Source organism: Gordoniibacillus kamchatkensis (assembly GCF_000829455.1).
Classification (GTDB): Bacteria; Bacillota; Bacilli; order Paenibacillales; family NBRC-103111; genus Gordoniibacillus; species Gordoniibacillus kamchatkensis.
Genome location: NZ_JXAK01000062.1, coordinates 14,953 through 36,687, shown reverse-complemented (window position 1 = coordinate 36,687; position 21,735 = coordinate 14,953). Strand labels below are relative to the sequence as shown.

The window sequence follows — 21,735 nt, the reverse complement described above, 5'->3', positions numbered from 1 at the left end:
CACCGTAACGGTCAAGGCAATTGCGGTGGCGGCGGGGATGAGCGACAGCGTGCCGGCGACATTCACGTATACGATTCAAGGCCAAGCGGCCGCGCCGACAGCCCCAACAAATCTGTTAGCTGTAGCAGGTGACGGTCAAGTGACATTGAACTGGGATAGTGTAATCGGTGCAGTTACTTACAGCGTTTATCAGGGGATAACGGGTGGTTCATATGGATCAACTCCTTTGGCAACTGTAAGCAACACGACCTATACAGTAACAGGGTTGACGAACGGCAACACTTATTATTTTGTTGTAAAATCAAACGGTACAGGAGGAAGCAGTAGCTACTCCAATGAAGTAAGCATAATGCCCAGAGCCAGTAATACAAATCTAAGCGGTTTGATATTGTCAAGTGGCACGTTGGATCCAGCGTTTGCGTCCGGTACTACGGGCTATACGGCGATCGTGGCGAACAGCGTGAGCGACGTCAAAGTAACGCCGACGGTATCCGATTCGGTCTATGCGACGGTGACAGCGAGTGTATACAGTAGTAGTGGGATGTTGGTAAGCGGACCGTTCACACTGGAGAATGGCACAGCTTCTCCCTTGCTTCCGCTGAGCGTGGGAAGCAACACGATTGAGGTAGTCGTGACTGCTCAAGACGGCACGACGAAGACGTATACCGTGACGGTGACGCGCGAAGCGGCCAATTCGCTATCATCGTCGATGGACTCGCCTTCAACCGTCGGCAGCCCGTCCGACAACTCTTCAGAGTTCCGCGTAGTCGTGGGCGGCAAGGTGTATAATCAAATCGCCACAGGCGCAACAACTAAAGATAACGGGAAAACCGTATTGACGGTAACGGTGGACGCTGCCAAATTGGCGGCGCAGCTTGCAACAGCAGGAGACAAGCAAATCGTCACGATTCATACAGCGACGGCGAGCGCGGACCAAGTGAATGCTGTTCTAACTGGGGATGCGGTAAAAGCCATGGAGGGCAAGCAAGCAACTTTGGAAGTGCAAACTCCTAACGGGAATTACAGGTTGCCTGCAGCGCAGATCATCATCGACCGCTTGGTCTCGCAACTTGGTGAGCAAGTGAAGCTTTCAGACATCGTCGTCCATGTGGTCGTCGCGAAGAGCGATGCTGCGAAGGTCCAACTCTCTGAAAGTTCGGCGGAGAAAAGGAAATTCAGTGTCGTCTTGCCGCCGGTCGATTTCGACTTGACCGCTTCCTATAACGGCCAAACAGTGACGGTAGACAAGTTCAGTTCTTATGTTGAACGCGAGATTCCGCTGCCGGACGGAGTTGACCCAAATAAGATAACTACCGCAACCGTGCTTGAAACGGGTGGAACGGTTTATCATGTGCCGACTAACATCACGCTTCGTGACGGGAAGTATTATGCGGTCATTAATAGCTTGACGAACAGCACGTACACGCTGATCTGGCACCCGATGACGTTCGCGGACGTGGCAGGGCATTGGTCCCGAGCTGCGGTGAACGATATGGCGTCACGGCTGATTGTCAATGGCGTAGACGCGACACATTACAAACCGGATGCGGCCATTACCCGCGCCGAGTTCGCGGCCATCGTTGTGCGGGCGTTGGGACTGGCTGATGGCGGGAAAACTACTGCTTTTATAGATGTGAATGCCGGCGACTGGTACGCCGGTGCGGTCGCGAAAGCGCAGGAGTACGGCTTGATCGATGGGATACGGGGACGGAACGTTCCGCCCGGGTCAAACGATCACCCGAGAAGAAGCGTTGGCGGTCATCGCGCGGTCGATGAAGATCATCGGACTTGATGCAAGCGTCAGCAAAGCGGACGCAGAAGCCGCGCTTGCCTTCTTTGCGGATGGCTCGGCGGTAGACGCATGGGCGAAACAGGCGATTGCGGTGACCGTGAAGAGCGGACTTGTCTCAGGCTCTAATGTCGGACTGCAGCCAAACAGCAACATCACGAGAGCGGATACGGCGACCATCGTTCAGCGGATGCTGATCAAGGCCAAACTGATCGACAACAAAGACTCCAAGTAAATAAATAGAAAAAGGCTGCTTTCGAGTAGGGAGTTTTACCGGGGGCAGATCATTGCGCTAAAAACGAGGGCGACGGCAAAATTCAATGATCTCGAGGACAGCTGGTCTAAGGATGCGTCCTTACGCTGGCCGGCAACGGCGTGATCAGCGGCTGCGAGGGATCGTTTCGAGCCGAACACCTCCCTTAGATGGGCAGGTGTTCGGCTTGTTTAATCCGAGTCTCCATTATGCAGGAAGCGTCAGTTCAAACAAATGGTTAAAGGGCTGCCACTCCACCCCTTGTTCATTTCCGTCAACTAATCTGCCTGCTTTGTTTCCGCGGCACAGGCTTATGACTGTCCGGTTACAGTTTCTCGTGGCGGGCTATCGAAAATTTTGTGATAATGGCTTTGAGAGTATTTTGGGAGCGAGAGATGTTTTGTTGGCGAAAATGATCTCAGGAGGAACGGCGGTGGGAAGCTTGGGCTTGAGAAAAGGGGTGCATTTCGGCTCTCGGGCGTTAGGCTTGACGCTGATACCGCTTATTTCGATTTTTTTATTGATAGGGATCTACGATTATACAATACCGAACCGGTCGGCTCCGGTGGCCTCGCACGGCGTTCTGGATCTTAGCGGATGGGATTTCGGCAACATGGGGTTCGTCAATCTCGATGGAGAGTGGACGTTCTGCCCGAACAAGCTGCTTTCGCTGGACGATTTTCACAGCTGCATTGAAGGCGGTGACCGGGCCATAACCGCGAACATCCCGAACGCCTGGTTTGGAGGAAGTCCTTCAGACCAGGCGAGCGGGACGACGTACGGCACGTACCGGTTGACCGTCAAGCTGCAGGAGAGCGGCGGCAGCTATGGAATCCGGGTGAACAACATAAACAGAGCCCACCGGCTGTACGTAAACGGCATTTTGATCGGGAGCGGGGGGAATCCGTCCGACAACCCGCGGGAATTCAAGGCGGAAAACAAGCCTTATACGACGTTTTTCCACGCGGAAGGCCGGGAGCTTAACATCGTTTTGCAAGTAGCCAGCGACAACCCCGCGGGCATCAGGGGCTTCAAGGATTTGCAGCTCGGCACGCAGGCGGTCATGCTCCGAAAAGACGAAATCTTTTTCGCTTTCGAGTTGTCCGCTCTGTTCATCCTGTTGATGTTCGGCGGGCATCACTTGAGCATCTACGTCATGAGGCTGAAGGACAAAGCGTATCTTTACAGCGGCATCTACTTTCTAACATTTCTGGTATTCATTGCGATGGACGGAGATGAGCTGCTGCTCCAATTGGTGCCGGGATTCTCCTATGAATGGGAGAGGAAGCTTTATTATATCGGTGGACTGTCGAATTTTGTGATCTTGGGCATGTTCCTCCATTACCTGGACGGCAAGCTGTTGTCGCGAAAGTTGCTCATCGTGCTCGCCGCCCCACTCGCCGTCTATATCGCGTCCGTCGCGGCGCTTCCGTATGCGATGTATTCGGTTCCCGGCAACCTGCCCTGGGACTATGCCTTGCTGCTGGTTGCGTTTTACTTCTACCGGGCAGTGCGGCTGTACGTGAAGCATGACGGACAACTGGAACGTAAGGAAACCGTGCTGCTCTGCGGAGTACTCGTTTCCATCACGTCAATTTTGCTGGTCGGTTTATTCTATTCGATCGGCTGGGTGAGCACTGACCTCGGGCGCCGAATCGCGTTTCTTGCGGTACGCGATTCGGCACGGGGTGTTCGAAAAAGAAGGCAACGGTACGGTAACGTTTACGATCTCGGACGGGAACGGTTATATCCGATTTGATATCGCAGACGACGGCGTCGGCATGGCGGATGACATGCTTTACCGTCTAAGAGCAGGCGCTCGGCCGGAAGGCGTCGGCATCGGGGTGACGAACGTCCGCAGGCGGCTGGCTGCCATTCCGGGCGCGAGCGTAACGGTCGATTCGGCATTGGAACGGGGAACGAAGGTAACCGTCTATTTGCCGAAGCCGGGTACAGCGTCATTGGATGCGGGTTAGACGGGCAGCGGGTTCAAGAAGGCTGGCGTCTTTTCATGGGAGAATTTTGGGAACAGGCTCTGCTATCTTTCGAAATTGGGTACTGGCAGTTACTTGTTGCGAGGGGGATTCGTTTTGAAAGTTACGGAAGGAACATTTCATGGGGTTAACGGAGTTGAACTGTTTTACAGTAGAATTCATGCATCAAGAGAAGCGGCTAGAGGAGAGGTCAATGCCGTTCATGGACACGTTGCCATGCGCCACCGTCCGTTTGACGCTTTAGGGCTGGAGCGATTTTTCGCGGATATGCTGAGCTGGATGGATCGGCATACGGCGGCAAGATGAAGATGCTGGGAGGAGATAACATGCTTCGCGTCATCATCGTGGAGGACGAGAAGCCGGTCCTGGATCTGATGGAGAGGCTTGTCGGCCGGCATCCGATGCTGGAGGTCGCGGGAGCGTTCACCAGTCCGCTCGCGGCGCTGGAACGGTATCCGCAGTTGAAACCTGACGCCGTCTTTCTCGACGTCGAAATGCCGAAGATGGGCGGAATCGAACTTGCGGACAAGCTTAGGGCTATCAACGAAGAGCTTCAGGTAGTGTTCACGACAGCTTATCCCGGCTACGCGGTCGATGCGTTCCGCGTAAGCGCGGTCGATTACCTGCTCAAGCCGGTAACGCCGGACGCGCTGGAGAGAGTCGTGGTCCGGCTCTCGAAGAACCATTCGCTTCGCTCCGCCCAGCGGCGATTGCCCGGTTTAGGGGAGGGGACGGCCGTCCATTGCCTGGGCACATTCGAAACGCGAGGAGCGAACGGTAACCTCATCAATTGGCCGACCCGGAAAACGGAGGAGTTGTTCGCGTATCTGATCGCGTATCCGAACCGACTGGCAGGCAAGTGGCAACTGGCAGATCTCCTCTGGACGGAGATGGAGGAGGAACGTGCCCTTCACAACGTTCACAATACGGTCTACCGATTGAAAAAGGCGTTGAAGGAAGCAGGACTGACGGTGGACTTGACTCACGGGAACGAAGGATACCTGATGCGCATCCCGCCTTCGTTCACGGATTTAGAAAGCTTCCGGGACTTTATGAAGCGGACGCCGGCGATCGACGAGCGGAACGTGGCAGAGGGCGATAAGCTGTTCCGGTCGTGCCGCGGAGCCTTGTTCGGGGGCAAGGACTACGTGTGGAGCACCGGGCTTGTAGCCGAGGTGTCGTCGAAGCAGGCCGCTCTTGCCCGCATGCTGGTGTCTTATTACCGAGGAATCGCGGATGATGCGGCCGCTAAAGAGACGATGCTTACCTATTTGTCCGATTCGCCGCTCGATGAGGAGATCAACGCGGAGCTTCTCAGGTTGTACGCGGAAAGCGGGGAAGCAGGTTCGTTTCGGAGCCATTACGAACAATACGCTAAACGTTTGGCGGCGGAACTCGGCGTCGAGCCGGCGGAATCGATCCGGGGGCTGGCGGCTCGGTTATCCATATGAAGTTTGAAGAGAGACCTCGCAGCTCTCTTTTTACGTTTTGTGAGAATTTTGGGAGAACGCTCTGTTATCCTGTTGTCAAATGTCTAAAGCTACGAATGAAGTGAAGCCATCATGCGATTATTGAGGAGGCAATCGATGAGCGGGAACTTGTGAGCATCGTGCGTTAATCTTTTAACAAGATGCCGAGCGCGACTCGATGAACCGGGGGGATAACATGAGAGCAAACGAATATTATATGCCGACAGATTGGCGGATCAAGGAAGACATTCGGGAAGTTTACGAAGTCTGTTCGAATTTCAAGGACTATCATCGCTGGTGGCCGGAAGTTTATTTGGATATTCAAGTGGCGGGCACTGATAAGGAAACGGGAAACGAAGTGTACGCCCTCCTTACGAGGGGCAAGCTGCCTTACAAGCTACGCTGGCAGTCGTGCAAAACGGCGGAAAATGCTCCGCATTCCATATCTCTCAAGGCCTCTGGTGATTTGGTCGGCCATGGCACTTGGAAATTCGAACAGGACGGGGAGTACGTGAACGTGCGATTCGATTGGTACGTCAATATGGAGAAGCCGCTGCTAAAATGGTTGTCTCCAATCATGAAGCCGATGTTCCGGTCGAATCATTACTGGGCGATGGGCAAAGGGTTCGAGAGTCTTAAGCGGGAACTGGAGCGGAGGCGCAGGGCAAAAGCCGCCATTTAGCGGGGGCGAATCCCTAGCAAACATAATCCCGAGTTGTAGGTTCCTATCTTTTTCTTTATGGACGGAATGATTACCTGACAAGTTTTGAGGTTGCCGACCATTATTTTGAGTGTACTGGTAGATAATGTTCTTCCTTTTGGAATCAGCCTAGTGAGAGTTTCAACTAAACAATGGAATGTGATTACGATCTTTCGGGAGCGATAATTCAACTCATTGGTAAAAGAGTAGCCTCCGCGTATAAACCAGTCCCTAATTTTTTTACATGGAAACTTCTAGTGGTTCCATACTTTCTTTTTTTCGTTTTTATTACGTGCAGTGGTAAATTCAATGAAATCAACCCAACTGGTCCCAAACTTTTTTAACACCTGACATGCCCTTGTTCAGTTATAAAGTAACGAATGTAATCCTCCTAAAGATCCTAAGCATACTTATGCTTAGGATCTTTCCATATACTCCAGATGTCTCAATTACAAAAGTTTTGGACCAAAAAGTAGCGTCAAGCTAAAACAGGCAGTTTAGTTGAGTAAGGAATGGATGACTACAATAAAGAAAACTCGCCAACACTGCGGCGAGTTTTGTTTATTTTTTCATGCCAATAGGAAAGGCAAAGTTGTAGTTATTCAATTGCGTTTTTCGTTGCCTTATACATATTTTCTGTGTATTCGTCGATTTCATCTCGTGACATGCGCAGGCGAGCCACAGAAGTACCATATCCTATTTCCTGTTTACCCTCTTCTAATCCTTTGAAAATGCCATCTGCGAACGCATCTAACGGTTCTCCATGGATATGCAGCCCCGCTCCGCCTAAATCTGTACTCACTGCCGGAGGAGCAACTTCAATTACTTCAACAGATGTTTCCGAAAGTTGGTGTCTGAGACTCATTGTAAATGAATGAAGAGCCGCTTTTGTTGCTGAATAAATCGGAGCAATCGCAAACGGGGTAAAAGCTAAACCAGATGTCACGTTAATGATAGCCGCCTCTTCTTTTGTTGCAAAAAATGGAGCGAACAGCATAGAGAGATGGAAAGGTGCTTCAATGTTGGTTGTGATTTCTTTACGGAAATAACTCCAATTGTTCTTCGCATCCGATTTTCTCACATTAAAGCGTTGCTGGATCCCTGCATTGTTAACTAACACATTCACTTCCGGATAATTGGCCGTTACCCAATCAAACAATGCTACACGCTCTGATTCGTTATCCAAATCGCTAACACGAGTAATAAGGCTAGGGAGTTTTTCTTTCGCATTTTGAAGTACATTTTCACGTCGTCCACAAACAATGACTTTATTTCCAGCTTTTATAAAGCGCTCTGCAAAAGCTAATCCAATACCAGTACTTCCGCCAGTAATAAGTATTGTATTTCCTGAAAGTTTCATTACAATTCCTCTTTTCCATTATTTTTTTCTTTTCTTTCCTGAGTACGTTTTATATAGCGGGCTATTTTTTCGTCAATTCCTTTTAAAGATCCTGACATCAAAGCAATTTCAGCTAGAACCGCCTGCTTGTGCTTCTTCAACATTTCAAGTCGGAGTTCAATGGTATCATCTCCTTCTACTACCCATTCAATATATTGCTTGATATGACTTATTGGCATATGCGTGTTCTTTAAATAAAGAACGGTTTGAAGGAGTGCAATTTGATCTTCTGAAAATAACCTTCTGCCGGCTTCATCACGCTCGATGAGTGGCAGCAGCCCTTTTTTTTCATAATATCGTAAGGTTGATTCCGGAATATTGAATTTGGCTGAAGCTTCGCTGATCGAACAATATTTCATCTGGAGCCTCCAAACTTTATCTTTCATTGTCGACAGGATTATGATACGACTTAAACCATGGTTTAAGTCAACAAAGAAACAAAAAATATTTGTGGGGAGTGTGAGGAGGTGGTGGAAGCCGTGCAATCTATTGTTTCTGTTATCAACCAACGCCTGATCGGACGAGTCAATCCTTTGGTTGTGTCCTTGGACGGAGGGAGCGGGGCAGGCAAATCTACGTTGGCTGCTGAGGTGGCTTCGCAATATGGCGCAACAGTCATCCAGTGCGATGATTTTTTCGATGCGACTATTACTGAAGATGAATGGGATTCTTTCACATTAGAGCAGAAGTGTCATCGTTGCATTGACTGGCAGCGTATGCGCAAGGAGGCATTGTTACCTCTGCTGGCAGGTAAGAAAGCTCAATATCACCCTTTTTCATTTTCATCTGGGAACGGTTTGGCATCGCACTGGGTCACGAAAGAGCCTTCAGAAGTAATTATCCTCGATGGAATTTATAGTTCTCTCCCTGATTTATCCGATGTCGTCGATCTTTTCGTACTCGTGGATGTAGTGCCCGAACTACGCCGCCACAGGCATAATATGAGAGAGGGTTCTGCCGATGCGGCTTGGCACCGTAGGTGGGACTCGGTTGAAGATTATTATTTTTCAGCCCTACGTCCGCCAACATCATACGATTTAATAGTATTTAACACTTAGTACACAATTACGAGGCTGCCGCGGGATTGATGGGCAGTCTCGCTTCACGGGCAGTTTATCCTAGGGATTTGTGGACGGACCCCCCACGTTTACCAGCTTTTAAATCGCTTAACTATCCTAATTATAGTAAATGAATATTTTATTCTATATATAATAGTGATAAACTATGATAGGGTAAGAAAAGTTGTGTGAATAGGTCGCGCCCTTGCTTGCTGTAGCGCCTAAGCAGGAGCGCCACATCCTTTCTGCAAATCTTAGGGTATAGGGACGGTAAAAATGAGCAACGAACAAACTAGAGCAGACGTTATCTTAATTGGTGCCGGAATCATGAGTGCGACTTTAGGGTCGCTGCTGAAGCAATTAGCACCGGACTGGAAAATTACGGTGTTCGAGAAGCTCGCTAGCGCGGGAGAAGAAAGTTCCAATGAATGGAACAATGCGGGAACGGGGCATTCAGCACTGTGCGAGCTTAACTATACCGTCGAAAAACCGGACGGATCCATAGATATTAGCAAAGCTATAAAAATCAATGAAGAGTATCAGGTTTCCAAGCAGTTTTGGTCTTACCTTGTAGACAGCAATCTGATACGTAATCCGCGTGACTTTATCAGGCCGTTGCCTCATTTGAGCATAGTGCAAGGGGAAAAAAATGTAGCGTTTTTAAAGAAGCGCTTTGAAACGCTGTCTAACAATCCTCTGTTTCATGGTATGGAATTCTCCGACGACCCGGAAACGTTGACGGAATGGATTCCGCTTATGATGAAAGGCCGGACGTTGAATGAACCTATAGCGGCAACAAGAATCGAGTCCGGAACGGATGTCAATTTTGGCGCTTTAACGCGGATGTTGTTTGACCACTTAAAGAATAATAACGTAGATATCAAATTCAAACATAATGTGGATGATATTAAACGTACCAGCGACGGCTTGTGGGAATTGAAAGTGCGGAATGTCGATAGCGGCGCCGTCGAACGCCATACGGCAAAATTCGTCTTTATCGGCGGCGGTGGAGGCAGCTTGCCGTTACTGCAAAAATCCGGCATTCCTGAAGGGAAGCATATCGGAGGATTCCCGGTAAGCGGACTATTTATGGTGTGCAATAATCCGGAGGTTGTAGCGCAGCACCACGCCAAAGTATACGGTAAAGCCAAGGTTGGCGCTCCTCCAATGTCTGTTCCGCACCTTGACACCAGATTTATCGACAATAAAAAAACGTTGCTCTTTGGACCGTTTGCCGGCTTCTCGCCGAAGTTTTTAAAAAACGGTTCGATGTTCGATTTGTTAGGTTCCGTAAAACCGAATAATGTGTTAACTATGTTGGCAGCAGGCGCAAAAAACGTTCCATTGACAAAATACCTAATCCAACAAGTTCTGTTATCGAAAGAACAGCGGATGGAAGAGTTGCGCGAGTTCATCCCGAACGCCAAAAGCGAAGATTGGGATACTGTGGTAGCTGGCCAACGGGTGCAAGTTATCAAAGATACTGCTGCCGGCAAAGGAACGCTTCAATTTGGAACGGAAGTGATTAGCGCCGCCGATGGCTCGATAGCCGCATTGCTCGGCGCTTCTCCGGGCGCTTCTACCGCCGTTTCCGTCATGCTTGAGGTCATCAAAAAATGCTTCCCGCAACATATCAAAGCGTGGGAGCCGCAAATAAAAGAAATGATTCCATCTTACGGCGTATCACTGTTGAAAAACCCGGAGCTTATCCACGAAATTCATGCTTCAACAGCGCGGACGCTCGGCCTGAGCGAAAGCTTGCCGCTTCAGATGGCGCACCAAACCGTATCCTAAACAACGAAGTTTTGATTTGAACTGCCCCCCGGATAAAACGACGCTAAGCCCCAGAAGGCTTAGCGTCGTTTTGTTGCTTGGCGCGCCGTTTCGGACGGAGGGTGCCCAAAGCTGCCGGAGTGATTATTTTACGCCTTCAAACTGCATGTTATACAGCTTGGCGTATATACCGCCCATCTCCATGAGCTGTACATGCGTGCCCTCCTCGGCAATGCCTTGTTCCGAAAGCACGATAATCCTGTCGGCGTTTTTGATCGTGGACAGCCTATGGGCGATGACAAAGGTCGTGCGGTTCTTGGCGAGCTTTTCGAAGCTTTCCTGCACGACTCGTTCGCTTTCGTTGTCCAGGGCGGAAGTGGCTTCGTCGAAGATAAGGATGGGCGGATTTTTCAAAAACACGCGCGCGATGCTGATGCGCTGCTTCTGGCCGCCCGAAAGCTTGACGCCGCGCTGCCCGATATAGGCATCGTAGCCGCCCGGAAGGCCCATAATAAAGTCGTGGGCGTTGGCATTTTTAGCGGCGGTAACGATTTCCTCGTCGGTAGCCCCAGGCTTCCCGTACAAAATGTTCTCTTTAACCGTGCCCGCAAACAAATACACATCTTGCTGCACGATCCCGATATTGTCGCGCAGCGATTTGAGCTTGACGGTTCGGATATCGGTGCCGTCGATGAGAATCGCGCCTTCGCTCGTCTCGTAAAACCGCGGGATCAAGCTGCACAGCGTCGTTTTGCCGACTCCGGATGAGCCTACAAGCGCAACATATTCGCCTGGATTTGCCGTAATGTTGATATGGTTAAACACATAGTTCGAGTCGCTGTCATACTGGAAGCCTACGCCCGCAAACTCCACTTTGCCTTTGACATGGCGCAGCTGGGTGGCATTTGGAGCATCCGTAATGTCCGGCTCGACGGCCATAATTTCCAAAAACCGTTCAAATCCGGCCGCGCCGTTTTGAAGGTTTTGGGTAAAGTTGACCAGCCGTTTTACCGGATCAATCAGAGTGTTGATGTATAACAAAAAGGTAATCAGCTCAGTAAGCTGCAACCGGTCATAGCTGATCAGAACGGCGCCCACGACAACAACCGAAATATTGATCAAGGTAATGAACGCGGTCAAGCCGTTAAAGAACAGCGCCTCAGCCCGATAACCGCGTTTCCTGCTATCCAGGAAGCGGCGGTTGCTGACCGTGAATTTATCCAATTCGATCGCTTCGTTAGCAAAAGACTGCACCACTCTAATCCCGGAAAGACTATCTTCGATTTGCGAGTTGATGTCAGCGATACGTTCCTTATTCCTCTTTAGAGCGCCTTTCACCTTGAGGCTATAGCGATACGCGAACATCAGCATGAGAAGCAAAATCACAAAAATCGTGAGCGTGAGCTCCCAATTCATATTTACCAGGATAAAGAACGAGCCGATGATCCTGACCAGCGAGATAACCGTATCTTCCGGCCCATGGTGCGCAAGCTCCGATATATCGAATAAGTCAGTGGTGATGCGCGACATCAGCTGCCCTGTTCTGGCGTTGTCGTAGTACCGGAACGAAAGCTTCTGGACGTGCTGAAACAAATCGTGCCGCATGTCGGTCTCTATCCTGGCACCCATCACATGTCCATAATAGTCCGTATAGAAGTTGCTGACATACTCGACGGCCATCAGAAACAAAAAGATGCCGGCCATTTTGATAAGCAAATCTGCCGCGATTCCCGTGTCGCTTATGGCACGGGTAGTGATTTGATTGACCAGCATAGGATAGGCAAGTACGGTTATCGAGGCCAGCGACGCAAAGAATAAATCCAGAAACAGCACCTTTTTATAAGGCTTGTAGTAAGCTAAAAACTTCGTTAACTTATCCACGCACGACTCCTCCAATTTATGCTTCTTGCCAGGATTATTACGGTTACGGTCGTTTTGACGGATTTGGCATCGTTTCTCATCTATCTCACCTCGGACATTTTGCTTTCATCGTAGCATCCCGTTATTTCAGCCGACAATTTAACAAATCATTATAACGAAAAAGGCCAATTGCTAAGAAGCTCGGGAGGTTGGGGGCGACGATAACGGCAGTGTCGGATCAATCTTTGTCCAGCAGCATATGCCCTCTCGGTGAATCGGAGAGGGTCTTTTTGTTGTTCATTGCTGACCGATTGTGGTATTGTGAATTATTAACGATAAAAACCCCGCATAAATATGAAAATTTCATGTTGACTATTGACTATTAATTCATTAAATAAGATAATAAAACCACAATATGCAACAAATACGCATGAATACATCGGGTTTGTTGTGGAATTGTTTAGGGGCTTCCATATTTTTTGGAATGACTTGTTGGATTGTGTGCCTTTTTGCAAGCGTGAAAACAAGTTGACGGGGGCCGGGCGAGGGGGAATCCAAAGGAGCAATCTCAGCCAAATGCTAAAGGGAAGTACGACAGCAAGCTGCGTATCAAAGATAATGGCGAGAGGGGTATTCACATGAAAAAATGGGTTCCGCTTCTACTACTTACAACATTGGTGGCCGGTATCGCCGGATGCGGCGGAGGGACGGGCGGCAATAAAAATGTGGAGAGCGCTCCGGCGGCTCCGGCTCCCGCAGCGGGCAAGCCGGCCGAAATTTCCGTGCTGATGGGCAAGCCGGAAATTTCCAAACAATTCGATGCGCTTGTAGACAAATTCAACAAATCCCAAAACAAAGTGAAAGTTTCCGTCATTCCGCTTGCCGGCCAGAACGCTTTTCAAAAAATGTCGGCCTTGTATTCGTCCGGCAACGCGCCAACGATCATCATGATGGGCAAAGAGTTCCCCACCTTCAAAGACAAGCTGCTGGACTTGTCCGGAGAGCCGTGGGTCAAGCATGCGGCAGCGGGCACGCTCGATTTCGTGAAGGACGGCGACAAAATCAAGGGGATGCCGGTGAACGTCGAATCGTTCGGCTTCCTGTACAACAAGAGCGTTCTGGATAAAGCGGTCGGCGGCAGCTTCGATCCGAAAAGCATCAAAACCCGCGACGACTTGAAAGCGCTGTTCGACAAAGTGGCCAAAGTGCCGGGCGTGACCGCTCCGATTACGATCTCGCCGATGGATTGGTCGCTCGGGGCGCACTTCACCAACATTTTCTTCACGAACGTTTCCGGCAACCGGGACGAGCGCCACAAATTCCTGGACGACATGAAGGCGGGTACAGTCAATCTGCAGGACAACAAGCTGTTCAGCGGCTGGCTCGATACGTTCGATCTGATGAAGCAGTACAACGCGGACAAAAAGTCGCCGCTGTCTCCGCAGTACGACGACGCTCCTTTGGCGCTGGCAAGCGGCAAGGTCGGGCTATGGTTTATGGGCAACTGGTCGCTGCCGCAAATCAAGGAAGTCGATCCGAAAGGCGATTACGGGCTGCTGCCGGTGCCGGTCAGCAACGATCCGAACGATCCGGCCAACCATAAAGTATCCACCGGCGTGCCTTCCTACTGGGTAGTGGACGGCTCCCAGTCCAAGCCGGAGCAGCAAGAAGGAGCGAAGCAGTTCCTGAACTGGATGGTCGGCAGCGACGAAGGGCAGAAGGATTACGTCACTTCGCTCGGCTTCATCCCGGTATTTGACAACATCAAGACGCAGCCGGCCGATTATTTGAACCGCGCGGTGCTCGATTATATGAAAGCGGGCGACACGCTCGAATATATGAACTCCTACTACCCGCCGGACGGCTCAGCCAATATGGGGGCGACGATGCAAAAATATTTGGCGGGAGAAATCGACCGCGCCGTCCTGACAAAGGCGTTCACGGAGTACTGGAAGCAAGTGAAAAAATAACTGCTGCCGAGTGGGATAAGCGTTAGTGGCTTATCCCACTCCTGTTCAACTCAAGAAGACCTGAAGGGAGGCAATGTCCGCTATGTACACGGAGAAAAAGCTGGCCGAGAACATCAAAGTGTTCGTCATGTTCGCGTTCGTCCCGCTGCTTGCCTTTTTGACGGTGAAAGTGATCCCGTTTGCGATCGGGGTGACGATGACTTTCACCGATTGGAACGGCGTCGCTTCCTCGTTTCAATTCAAAGGATTTGAGAATTACATCGCCGCGTTTCGGGACGCCGAGTTTTGGCATTCGATGCTGTTTACGGTCCGCTATGTGGTCTGTTCCGTCGTGCTGACGAATGTGATCGCCTTTGCTCTCGCCCTGCTCGTATCGAGCGGCGTGAAAGGCCAGAATGCGTTCCGTCTCGGATTTTTCACCCCTAATCTGATCGGCGGCATCATCCTGGGGTTCATCTGGCAGTTTATTTTCTCGAGGGTGTTGGTGTATGTCGGCAAGGAGGCGGCCTGGGACCTATTCGCCAATTCCTGGCTGGCCCAGCCGGACAAAGCGTTCTGGGCGCTCGTCATCGTCGGCGTCTGGCAAACCTCGGGCTACATGATGCTGATTTACATTGCGGGGTTGACGGGCATTCCCGGCTCGCTCTTGGAAGCGGCCGGGCTCGACGGCGCATCCAAATGGCAGCAGCTGATCCGGATTAAAATCCCGCTAATGGTTCCCGCCTTCACGATCAGCTTGTTTCTGACGCTGCAAAAAAGCTTCATGGTGTACGACACGAACTTGTCGCTGACGCAGGGCGGGCCGTACCGGTCAACGGAGCTGATCGCCATGCACGTCTATAACGAAGCTTTCCTCTATCAGCGTTACGGCTCCGGCCAGGCGAAGGCAGTCATTTTGTTCATTATCGTCGCCCTCATTGCCGTCATCCAGGTGCGGGCGATGAAGAGGCTAGAGGTAAGATCGTGATGAGACGGAAAAAGAGCTTGAAGCAGACAGGATTATTCGCGCTGGCGTGCATCCTTGCGGTTGTGTATATGTTTCCTTTCGTTCTGATCGTGCTCAATTCGTTCAAAAGCCGCCTGAACGTCGTGGCGAATCCGCTCGGCTTGCCGAAATCGTTCAGCTTTGACAACTACAGCGGCGCGTTCAAGACGATGAGCTTCGGTACCGCCGTCGTCAATTCGCTCACGGTCACCGTCGTCTCGATCGTGCTGATCATCGTGTTTTCGTCGATGCTGGCTTATTTTCTCGTCAGATGGAACTGGAAAATCAACAACTTCATCCTGCTCATGATGGTTTGCGCCATGATTATTCCATTCCAGGCACTGATGATCCCCTTCGTCTCGATCTATGGGAAGCTGGGCGTGCTGAACAGCAAATGGGCGCTATCCTACTTCTATTTGGGCTTCGGGCTCAGCATGGCTACGTTCATGTACCACGGGTTCATCAAAGGCGTGCCGCTGGAGCTGGAGGAAGCGGCGCGGATCGACGGCGCTTCGAAATACCGGGTGTTTTGGAAAGTCGTTTTTCCGCTGCTGATGCCCATTACGACGACGATCGCCATTTTGGACGTGCTGTGGATTTGGAACGATTTCTTGCTGCCGTCCCTCATTTTAACCGATAAAGACGCCCGGACGTTGCCGCTGTCCACTTTTTATTTCTTCGGCCAATATACGTCCGATTACGGCTCGGCAATGGCGGCTTTGGTGCTGTCGATTGTGCCGATTATCGTGTTCTACCTGCTGATGCAAAAGCATGTCATTAAAGGCGTAATGGATGGCGCAGTGAAGTAAGCGAAGGGAGGAGCCGACATGTTTGTGCACGCAAGACGCCAAAAAATTCGCGAGCTCGTCCGGCAGTACGGCAACGTCAAAGTATCCGATCTAGTCCGGCAATTCGGCATCTCCGAGGAAACGGCCCGCCGCGATTTGAACCAGCTGGAAATCGAGGGCCTGGTCAAAAAAAATTACGGCGGAGCCACTTTGCGGGAAGAGGCCAGCGGCTCGGCGGAAACCGTGCTGCCCGTCAAACAGCGGCAATCGCTTCGCTTCAGCGAGAAAGAGACGATCGGCCGGGCTGCGGCCAGACTGGTGAAGGATCATCAGGTCGTCATTTTGGACGCCGGTACGACGACGCTGGCGCTTGCCCGGCACCTGAGGGCGGTGAAGGATTTGACGGTCGTGACGAACGGCCTGAACGTCGCCGAAGAGTGCATCAGGAACGCGGCGTCCGTGTTTGTCGTCGGCGGCAAACTGGTGGAGAAATCGATGAGCCTCATCGGGCCGAAAACGCAAAACGAGCTGCTCAATTTTAATGCGCATTACGTATTTTTGGGAACTTCGGGCGTATCCCTTAGAAAGGGCTTCACCAGCTCCGATTTGTTCGAAGCGGAAGTGAAGAGAGCGATGGTGTCCGCAGCGGAAAAAGTGGTCATTGTGGCGGACCATAGCAAGTTCGGGCTGCAAGGGGTCATTTCCTTCGCTTCTTTCGAGGAGGTCGATATGCTGTTTACCGACGATCAGGCGCCGGAGCGGGAGCTCAAGCAGATCGAAAGCATGGGAGTAGAAATTGTCGTATGTTCGGCCGGCGACATCGCTCAGGCGAACGAACGGGAGGGAACTGCAGACTATGGCGCGTAAGCTGGCAATTATTCATACGACTCCGGTTACGGTGGACACGTTTCGGCAGCAAGCGGAGCGCATGCAGCTGGAATGCGACATCGTCAATTTCGTGGACGATTCCATTTTGCCGCGGCTGGCGGCAAACGGGGGAGACGTTGCGGAGATCGCACCCAAGCTGGTGCAATATGCGCGTTATGCGGAGGAAGCGGGCGCCGACGTCATTTTGAGCGCATGCTCGTCGGTGGGAGAAGCGGCTGCGGCCATGAGAAGCGAGGTGTCCGTCCCGGTCGTGCGCATTGACGACGCCATGGCGGAAGAAGCGGTGAAACGCGGCGACACAATCGGTATCGTGGCGACGCTGGAAACGACGATTCGTCCCACGACCGCATTATTGATGGAAAAAGCGCGAGCGGCGGGCAAAGACGTGCAGTTCATTCCCGTCCTGGCCGGGGAAGCGTACCGGTTGCTCAAGCAGGGCGATAAAGAAGGCCATGACCGGATTCTGCTTGACTTGCTCGCCGATCTGGCTTCGCGCGCGGACGTCATCGTGCTGGCGCAGGCATCCATGAGCCGGGTGTCCGCTTTGCTGGAGCCGGAGCAAAGGGACAAATGTTTGACGAGCCCGGCGTTCGCGCTGGCGTATGTGAAAAGCTTGCTCGCGGAGACGAAGCGATGATGTTTCTCGGCATCGACGTCGGCACAACGAATTGCAAAGCGGGGTATTTTGGCGGCAGCGGCCGGCTCGAATCGTGGGCGAGCAGCCCTACGGCGACGTTCCGAACGGAGGACGGGCTGTCATATTACGATCCGGAGCAGCTGTGGAGAACGGTTGCCGCGACGGTGCGGCAAGCGCGGGAAGCGTGTCCGGAGCGTGGGGCCGTCCTGTCTGTCGGCATTACGAGCATGGCGGAAGCGGGACTTCTGGTGGACCGTTCGTCCGGCGAGGCCAGGAGCCACGTCATACCTTGGTTCGATCCCCGCAGCGTGCCGCAGTGCGAAGCGCTGATGAAGCGCTGGGATGCGGCCGAACGATTTCGGACGACAGGGCTAAGAGCGAGCTATAAGTATGGCTTGTTCAAGCTGCTCTGGCTTAAGGAACAGGACCCGTCCGCGCTGGAGAATGCCGTCTGGCTGTCGGTCGCCGATTATATCGCCTATCGGTTCACGGGCGCGCCGGTTACCGATTACACGCTTGCGGCGCGGACGTTCTGCTTCGATATCGCGCGCAAAAGCTGGGATGGGGAAGCCATGTCCGCGCTTGGGCTGCCCCGCGGCCTGTTTCCCGAAGCTTTGCCCAGCTTCGCCGCATCGCGGCCGATTCGGGGAGGCTCGTTCGCCGACCTGGGCATTCCTGATGGCACGCCCGTCTATGTGACCGGACATGACCATCTGAACGCCGCATTCGCCGTCGGAGCCACCCGAAAGGGAACGCTGTTCAATTCCATGGGCACGGCGGAGACGTTGATCGGGGTGCTAGAGGAGAAGCCGCTCGGCCAAGCGGAATACGATTCGGGCCTGGCATACGGCATACATGTCGCGAAGGACAAATATTTTTGGCTGGGCGGGCTTCCGGCATCGGGCGGCTCGGTCGAATGGATCAGGCGCTTGATCCATCCGGAGCCGCTGCCTTACGAAGAGCTGGAAGCGCTCGTGCGGCAAGCCGGGCGCATGCCGACCGGACTGCTGTACGTTCCGTATTTGTCGGGGAGCGGGGCGCCGCAGCCCGATCCGCACAGTTCGGGTTCGATCGTCGGGCTGCGGCTGCACCATGAACGGGCGCATATGCTGAAAGCCGTGCTGGAAGGAATCGCCTATGAAATGGAATCGATTCGCAGGGCGGCGGCGAAAGCGAATGCCAAGGGCCTCGAAGGCGAAGGAGAAATTATCGCCATCGGCGGAGGCACGCGCAACCGGGAATGGATGAACATCAAAGCGAACGTCTCGCGCAGCCGAATCGTACTGCCGCGCATGCCGGAAGCGGCGATGGCGGGTGCGGCCGCACTCGCGGCCACCGGTTTCGGCTACTTCCGGGACGAGACGGAAGCGGGCACCGCGTTCGGAGGCGGGCAAGCCGACACGATCGTTCCCGATGAAGAACTGCAGCGGCAGTACAAAGCTGTCTACGAAAACAAGTATTTGGTTTATCAGGAGCTTTACCGGACCTATCAAGCATTGACGAAAGACGTTTCGGCGGGGGGAGGTTGAAGCGATGAGGCAGAACGCTCATACGGCAGGGCCCGCGGGCGGCGGAGCCGCTCACGAGTATTGCGGGGCCATCGATTTTGGAGGAACAAAGACGCTTGTCGGCATTGTGAACCGGGGTGGTTCGATCGTCGCCAGCAAACGATTCGAAACCGACAAGGCCGGGACGCCGCAAGCTCATTTTGCGGCTTGCTCCGCGCTGCTGCGCGGGCTCCTGAACGAGCTTGAGCTGTCGGACAAGGAAATCGCCGGCATCGGCGTGACCGTTCCCGGGCTGGCCGACGCGGGGAGAGGCGTTTTGCTGCATGCGCCTTATCTCGGCTGGAAAGATGTGCCCGTCGCCGAATTGCTGCGCCAGTACTGGCATGTTCCGCTTATCGCGATCGCCAACGATGTCAATGCGTGCGCCTTGGCGGAATCGATGTTCGGCGCCGCTCCCGACGTCCGCAACTTGCTGTGGGTCACCGTGAGCACGGGCATCGGCGGCGGCCTTATCGCGGACGGCCGTATTTGCGAAGGCGAGAACGGCCTGGCCGGGGAAATCGGGCACGTCGTCGTCGAATGGCAAGACGGCGCGCCGTGCGGCTGCGGCAACCGGGGCTGCCTGGAGGTGCACGCGTCCGGCACCGCGATTGCGGCAGCTGGCCGGCAAGCTTATGCTGCGGCCGATGCCGGTTCCCCGCTTCGCTTGCGGTTCGCCGCAGAGAGCGACATCACGGCGCAATCGTTGGCGGCAGCGGCGCAGGACGGGGTGGAGGAAGCGCGCCGCCTGTTCCGGGACGCCGGCGAATATTTGGGCAGGGCGCTTCCGCCGCCGTCAACGTGCTCAATCCCGGCGCAATCGTCATCGGCGGCGGAGTGAGCCAGTCGTATACCTCATGGCCGACGCGTACGGGAAGTAGTGCGCCGCTCGGTCATCGGCGACGCCAACAAGAACGTGCCGATCGCCGTCACCTCTTTAGGGTACGAAGCCGGCCTGGTCGGGGCCGCGAGCTTGGTCTGGAGCCGGCTGCAAAGCAACCAAAATTACGAGTAAGGAGAGGGAGCCGTCTATGTTCAAATCTTACTATGACTCGTACTCATCCGAGTTCATTCACACGATACAATCCCTGAACTTCGATCTGGTCAGAACGATCCAGGAGGAAATGGAACAAGCGCGGGTAGAGGAAAGGCAGCTGTTCGTCATCGGCAACGGCGGCAGCGCCACATCAGCTACGCATTGGGCGTGCGATTTCGGCAAAGGTGTCAATGTCGAAGGGAACACCCGATTCCGCGTTCAAAGCTTGACCGACAATACGGCGTGGATGACCGCGCTCGGCAACGACATCAGCTATGAGGACATTTTTCTGGAGCAGCTGAAGAACGTCCTGAAGCGGGGAGATTTGGTCATCGGCCTCTCCGTCTCCGGCAATTCCGAGAACGTCGTCCGCGCTTTTCGCTACGCCAAGGAGCAGGGCGCCAAAATCATCGCTATCGTGGGAGCCAAAGAAGGGAAAATGAAGGAACTCGCCGACATCGCGCTTGTCGTGCCCTCGGAGGATTACGGCATTGTGGAGGACGTCCACATGTTCGTGAATCATGTCATTTCCCAATATTTGCGCCGCGTGTATTTGGAAACTAAAGCGGCGGCAGGAAATTAAGTGGCTTAACTATTCACGATAGAAATATAACGAGGAGAGAACCTGCTATGTCCAACCGGGAACAGCCCCGCAACGTGATTACTCTGAAGCAAGCGTTAGAAGTAGCCGAAAAGCATGGCTTCGCCCTGGGGTCTTTTTCCCCGCGCTATACCCCGATGATCGCTCCGGTGCTGAGAGCCGCGCAGGAAGCGAACTCGCCGCTGATCGTACAAATTTCGCACAAGGAGCTGGTACGCTACGGCATTACGCCGGGCGAATTCGCGGATGAATTTTATGGCCGCATCCGTTCCGAAGGCATTACCGTACCGGCGGTCCTTCATCTTGATCATACGAAAGAGCTGGGTACAATCGCAGAGGCGATTGATGCCGGATTTACGTCCGTCATGATCGATGCGTCCGAACATACGCTGGAAAATAACATCCGCATTTCCAAAGAGGCGGCCGACTATGCCCGGGCCAAAGGGGTTTCCGTAGAAGCGGAGCTCGGCATGATCGGCACAACCGACTTCGTGGAGACGGACAAGGACGAGGAATTGTATACGGACCCGTTGGAGGCGGAGCGCTTCGTGCGGGAAACCGGCGTCGACGCTTTGGCCGTTTCGTGCGGAACCGCTCACGGCGTCTATATGGTGCGGCAGCCGAAAATCGACTTTGCCCGCCTGACGGCTATCCGCAAGCTGACTCCGGTTCATCTGGTGCTTCACGGAGGATCGGGGGTTCCAGCGGAAATGATGCTGCAAGCGATTCGCCTGCCGGGCGGGGGCGTGAGCAAAGTGAATATTGCAACGGATTTGGAATTGTCGCTGCTGCAGGCGCTCAGGCGTGAGGAGCGTCTCACTGACGCCGAATGCAGAAGCTTGCCCGCCGAACATTTGGAAAAAGGCCGCAGTGCCGTCCAAGCGACTGTGAACGAGAAAATCAGCAACTTCCTTGGCAGCCGCGGCAGAGCTGCGGATTACCGTTTGTAAGCATCGTTGTTGGGAAGCTCCATGATTTCGAGCGAAGG

Annotated in this window: 22 protein-coding genes; 19 read left to right on the top strand and 3 right to left on the bottom strand. The window is 53.1% G+C overall.

The window, feature by feature from the left end; translation table 11 throughout:
- The 7 genes from SD70_RS26600 to SD70_RS26580 form a co-directional block, all read left to right on the top strand.
- The coding region (locus SD70_RS26600) for a cadherin-like beta sandwich domain-containing protein (protein WP_231571559.1) at positions 1–1,792 on the top strand (1,792 nt) is incomplete at its 5' end.
- Positions 1,695–2,024 carry an S-layer homology domain-containing protein gene (locus tag SD70_RS34015; protein ID WP_082053684.1) on the top strand — a complete coding sequence of 110 codons (330 nt, stop codon included), beginning with the start codon at positions 1,695–1,697 and terminating at the stop codon, positions 2,022–2,024. The genes SD70_RS26600 and SD70_RS34015, both read left to right, overlap by 98 nt.
- A 451-nt stretch (positions 2,025–2,475) precedes the next feature.
- Positions 2,476–3,801 carry a 7TM diverse intracellular signaling domain-containing protein gene (locus SD70_RS26595; protein WP_041051247.1) on the top strand — a complete coding sequence of 442 codons (1,326 nt, stop codon included), beginning with the start codon at positions 2,476–2,478 and terminating at the stop codon, positions 3,799–3,801.
- Positions 3,731–4,018 carry a sensor histidine kinase gene (locus SD70_RS35380; protein WP_197081199.1) on the top strand — a complete coding sequence of 96 codons (288 nt, stop codon included), beginning with the start codon at positions 3,731–3,733 and terminating at the stop codon, positions 4,016–4,018. Before SD70_RS26595 ends, SD70_RS35380 begins: the two co-directional genes overlap by 71 nt.
- Before the next feature lie 114 nt (positions 4,019–4,132).
- Complete coding sequence (locus SD70_RS36435; RefSeq protein ID WP_156158210.1) at positions 4,133–4,342, top strand: hypothetical protein; 210 nt, start codon at positions 4,133–4,135, stop codon at positions 4,340–4,342.
- Positions 4,343–4,362: 20 nt separating this feature from the next.
- The gene (locus SD70_RS26585) at positions 4,363–5,487 is read left to right on the top strand and encodes a response regulator (RefSeq protein ID WP_041051243.1); all 1,125 of its coding nucleotides are present in this window, start codon (positions 4,363–4,365) and stop codon (positions 5,485–5,487) included.
- Positions 5,488–5,701: 214 nt separating this feature from the next.
- The gene (locus SD70_RS26580) at positions 5,702–6,187 is read left to right on the top strand and encodes an SRPBCC family protein (RefSeq protein WP_041051241.1); all 486 of its coding nucleotides are present in this window, start codon (positions 5,702–5,704) and stop codon (positions 6,185–6,187) included.
- Between the two features lie 616 nt (positions 6,188–6,803).
- Here the strand turns inward: SD70_RS26580 and SD70_RS26575 are convergent.
- On the bottom strand, positions 6,804–7,565 hold the full coding sequence (locus tag SD70_RS26575) for an SDR family oxidoreductase (protein WP_041051240.1): 762 nt from the start codon (positions 7,563–7,565) through the stop codon (positions 6,804–6,806).
- Entirely contained in the window at positions 7,565–7,963 is a 399-nt protein-coding gene (locus tag SD70_RS26570; RefSeq protein WP_041051238.1) for a MerR family transcriptional regulator, read from the bottom strand. The genes SD70_RS26575 and SD70_RS26570 overlap by 1 nt, the downstream gene beginning before the upstream one ends.
- Before the next feature lie 111 nt (positions 7,964–8,074).
- Here SD70_RS26570 and SD70_RS34010 point away from each other — a divergent pair, with 111 nt between their 5' ends.
- Both SD70_RS34010 and SD70_RS26560 read left to right on the top strand, forming a co-directional pair.
- Positions 8,075–8,662, top strand: a complete 588-nt coding sequence (locus SD70_RS34010; protein WP_197081198.1) for a uridine kinase family protein — start codon at positions 8,075–8,077, stop codon at positions 8,660–8,662.
- Positions 8,663–8,938: 276 nt separating this feature from the next.
- A complete protein-coding gene (locus tag SD70_RS26560; protein WP_041051237.1) occupies positions 8,939–10,456 on the top strand; it encodes a malate:quinone oxidoreductase in 1,518 nt (505 codons plus the stop codon).
- 123 nt (positions 10,457–10,579) lie between these two features.
- Here the strand turns inward: SD70_RS26560 and SD70_RS26555 are convergent, their stop codons facing one another.
- Positions 10,580–12,316, bottom strand: coding sequence for an ABC transporter ATP-binding protein (locus tag SD70_RS26555; protein ID WP_041051236.1), 1,737 nt, complete (start codon positions 12,314–12,316; stop codon positions 10,580–10,582).
- A gap of 617 nt (positions 12,317–12,933) precedes the next feature.
- On the opposite strand from SD70_RS26555, the gene SD70_RS26550 reads away from it, so the two are divergent.
- The 10 genes from SD70_RS26550 to SD70_RS26510 all read left to right on the top strand — a co-directional run bounded on the left by SD70_RS26550 (position 12,934) and on the right by SD70_RS26510 (position 21,697).
- Positions 12,934–14,265, top strand: a complete 1,332-nt coding sequence (locus SD70_RS26550; RefSeq protein ID WP_041051234.1) for an ABC transporter substrate-binding protein — start codon at positions 12,934–12,936, stop codon at positions 14,263–14,265.
- An 82-nt stretch (positions 14,266–14,347) separates the two neighbouring features.
- Entirely contained in the window at positions 14,348–15,232 is an 885-nt protein-coding gene (locus SD70_RS26545) for a carbohydrate ABC transporter permease (RefSeq protein WP_041051232.1), read from the top strand.
- On the top strand, positions 15,232–16,059 hold the full coding sequence (locus SD70_RS26540; RefSeq protein ID WP_052487915.1) for a carbohydrate ABC transporter permease: 828 nt from the start codon (positions 15,232–15,234) through the stop codon (positions 16,057–16,059). The genes SD70_RS26545 and SD70_RS26540 overlap by 1 nt, the downstream gene beginning before the upstream one ends.
- Before the next feature lie 18 nt (positions 16,060–16,077).
- Positions 16,078–16,905, top strand: a complete 828-nt coding sequence (locus SD70_RS26535) for a DeoR/GlpR family DNA-binding transcription regulator (RefSeq protein WP_052487914.1) — start codon at positions 16,078–16,080, stop codon at positions 16,903–16,905.
- Positions 16,895–17,563, top strand: coding sequence for an aspartate/glutamate racemase family protein (locus SD70_RS26530; protein ID WP_041051231.1), 669 nt, complete (start codon positions 16,895–16,897; stop codon positions 17,561–17,563). Before SD70_RS26535 ends, SD70_RS26530 begins: the two co-directional genes overlap by 11 nt.
- A complete protein-coding gene (locus tag SD70_RS26525; RefSeq protein ID WP_082053678.1) occupies positions 17,497–19,092 on the top strand; it encodes an FGGY-family carbohydrate kinase in 1,596 nt (531 codons plus the stop codon). Before SD70_RS26530 ends, SD70_RS26525 begins: the two co-directional genes overlap by 67 nt.
- 4 nt (positions 19,093–19,096) lie before the next feature.
- Positions 19,097–19,951 (top strand): ROK family protein, encoded by an 855-nt coding sequence (locus SD70_RS26520; protein WP_041051229.1) that lies wholly within the window; start codon positions 19,097–19,099, stop codon positions 19,949–19,951.
- A 39-nt stretch (positions 19,952–19,990) separates the two neighbouring features.
- On the top strand, positions 19,991–20,125 hold the full coding sequence (locus SD70_RS39480) for a hypothetical protein (RefSeq protein WP_269432537.1): 135 nt from the start codon (positions 19,991–19,993) through the stop codon (positions 20,123–20,125).
- A 16-nt stretch (positions 20,126–20,141) separates the two neighbouring features.
- Complete coding sequence (locus tag SD70_RS26515; protein WP_041051227.1) at positions 20,142–20,729, top strand: SIS domain-containing protein; 588 nt, start codon at positions 20,142–20,144, stop codon at positions 20,727–20,729.
- A gap of 47 nt (positions 20,730–20,776) precedes the next feature.
- Positions 20,777–21,697, top strand: a complete 921-nt coding sequence (locus tag SD70_RS26510) for a class II fructose-bisphosphate aldolase (protein ID WP_041051225.1) — start codon at positions 20,777–20,779, stop codon at positions 21,695–21,697.
- The last annotated feature ends 38 nt before the right edge of the window (positions 21,698–21,735 follow it).

What these genes read in the sequence shown, in the direction of transcription:
- SD70_RS34015 (WP_082053684.1), top strand. Translation starts at nt 1,695, where the DNA reads ATGGGATACGGGGACGGAACGTTCCGCCCGGGTCAAACGATCACCCGA.
- SD70_RS26585 (WP_041051243.1), top strand. Translation starts at nt 4,363, where the DNA reads ATGCTTCGCGTCATCATCGTGGAGGACGAGAAGCCGGTCCTGGATCTG.
- SD70_RS26580 (WP_041051241.1), top strand. Translation starts at nt 5,702, where the DNA reads ATGAGAGCAAACGAATATTATATGCCGACAGATTGGCGGATCAAGGAA.
- SD70_RS26575 (WP_041051240.1), bottom strand. Translation starts at nt 7,565, where the DNA reads ATGAAACTTTCAGGAAATACAATACTTATTACTGGCGGAAGTACTGGT.
- SD70_RS26570 (WP_041051238.1), bottom strand. Translation starts at nt 7,963, where the DNA reads ATGAAATATTGTTCGATCAGCGAAGCTTCAGCCAAATTCAATATTCCG.
- SD70_RS26560 (WP_041051237.1), top strand. Translation starts at nt 8,939, where the DNA reads ATGAGCAACGAACAAACTAGAGCAGACGTTATCTTAATTGGTGCCGGA.
- SD70_RS26550 (WP_041051234.1), top strand. Translation starts at nt 12,934, where the DNA reads ATGAAAAAATGGGTTCCGCTTCTACTACTTACAACATTGGTGGCCGGT.
- SD70_RS26545 (WP_041051232.1), top strand. Translation starts at nt 14,348, where the DNA reads ATGTACACGGAGAAAAAGCTGGCCGAGAACATCAAAGTGTTCGTCATG.
- SD70_RS26540 (WP_052487915.1), top strand. Translation starts at nt 15,232, where the DNA reads ATGAGACGGAAAAAGAGCTTGAAGCAGACAGGATTATTCGCGCTGGCG.
- SD70_RS26535 (WP_052487914.1), top strand. Translation starts at nt 16,078, where the DNA reads ATGTTTGTGCACGCAAGACGCCAAAAAATTCGCGAGCTCGTCCGGCAG.
- SD70_RS26530 (WP_041051231.1), top strand. Translation starts at nt 16,895, where the DNA reads ATGGCGCGTAAGCTGGCAATTATTCATACGACTCCGGTTACGGTGGAC.
- SD70_RS26525 (WP_082053678.1), top strand. Translation starts at nt 17,497, where the DNA reads ATGTTTGACGAGCCCGGCGTTCGCGCTGGCGTATGTGAAAAGCTTGCT.
- SD70_RS26520 (WP_041051229.1), top strand. Translation starts at nt 19,097, where the DNA reads ATGAGGCAGAACGCTCATACGGCAGGGCCCGCGGGCGGCGGAGCCGCT.
- SD70_RS26515 (WP_041051227.1), top strand. Translation starts at nt 20,142, where the DNA reads ATGTTCAAATCTTACTATGACTCGTACTCATCCGAGTTCATTCACACG.
- SD70_RS26510 (WP_041051225.1), top strand. Translation starts at nt 20,777, where the DNA reads ATGTCCAACCGGGAACAGCCCCGCAACGTGATTACTCTGAAGCAAGCG.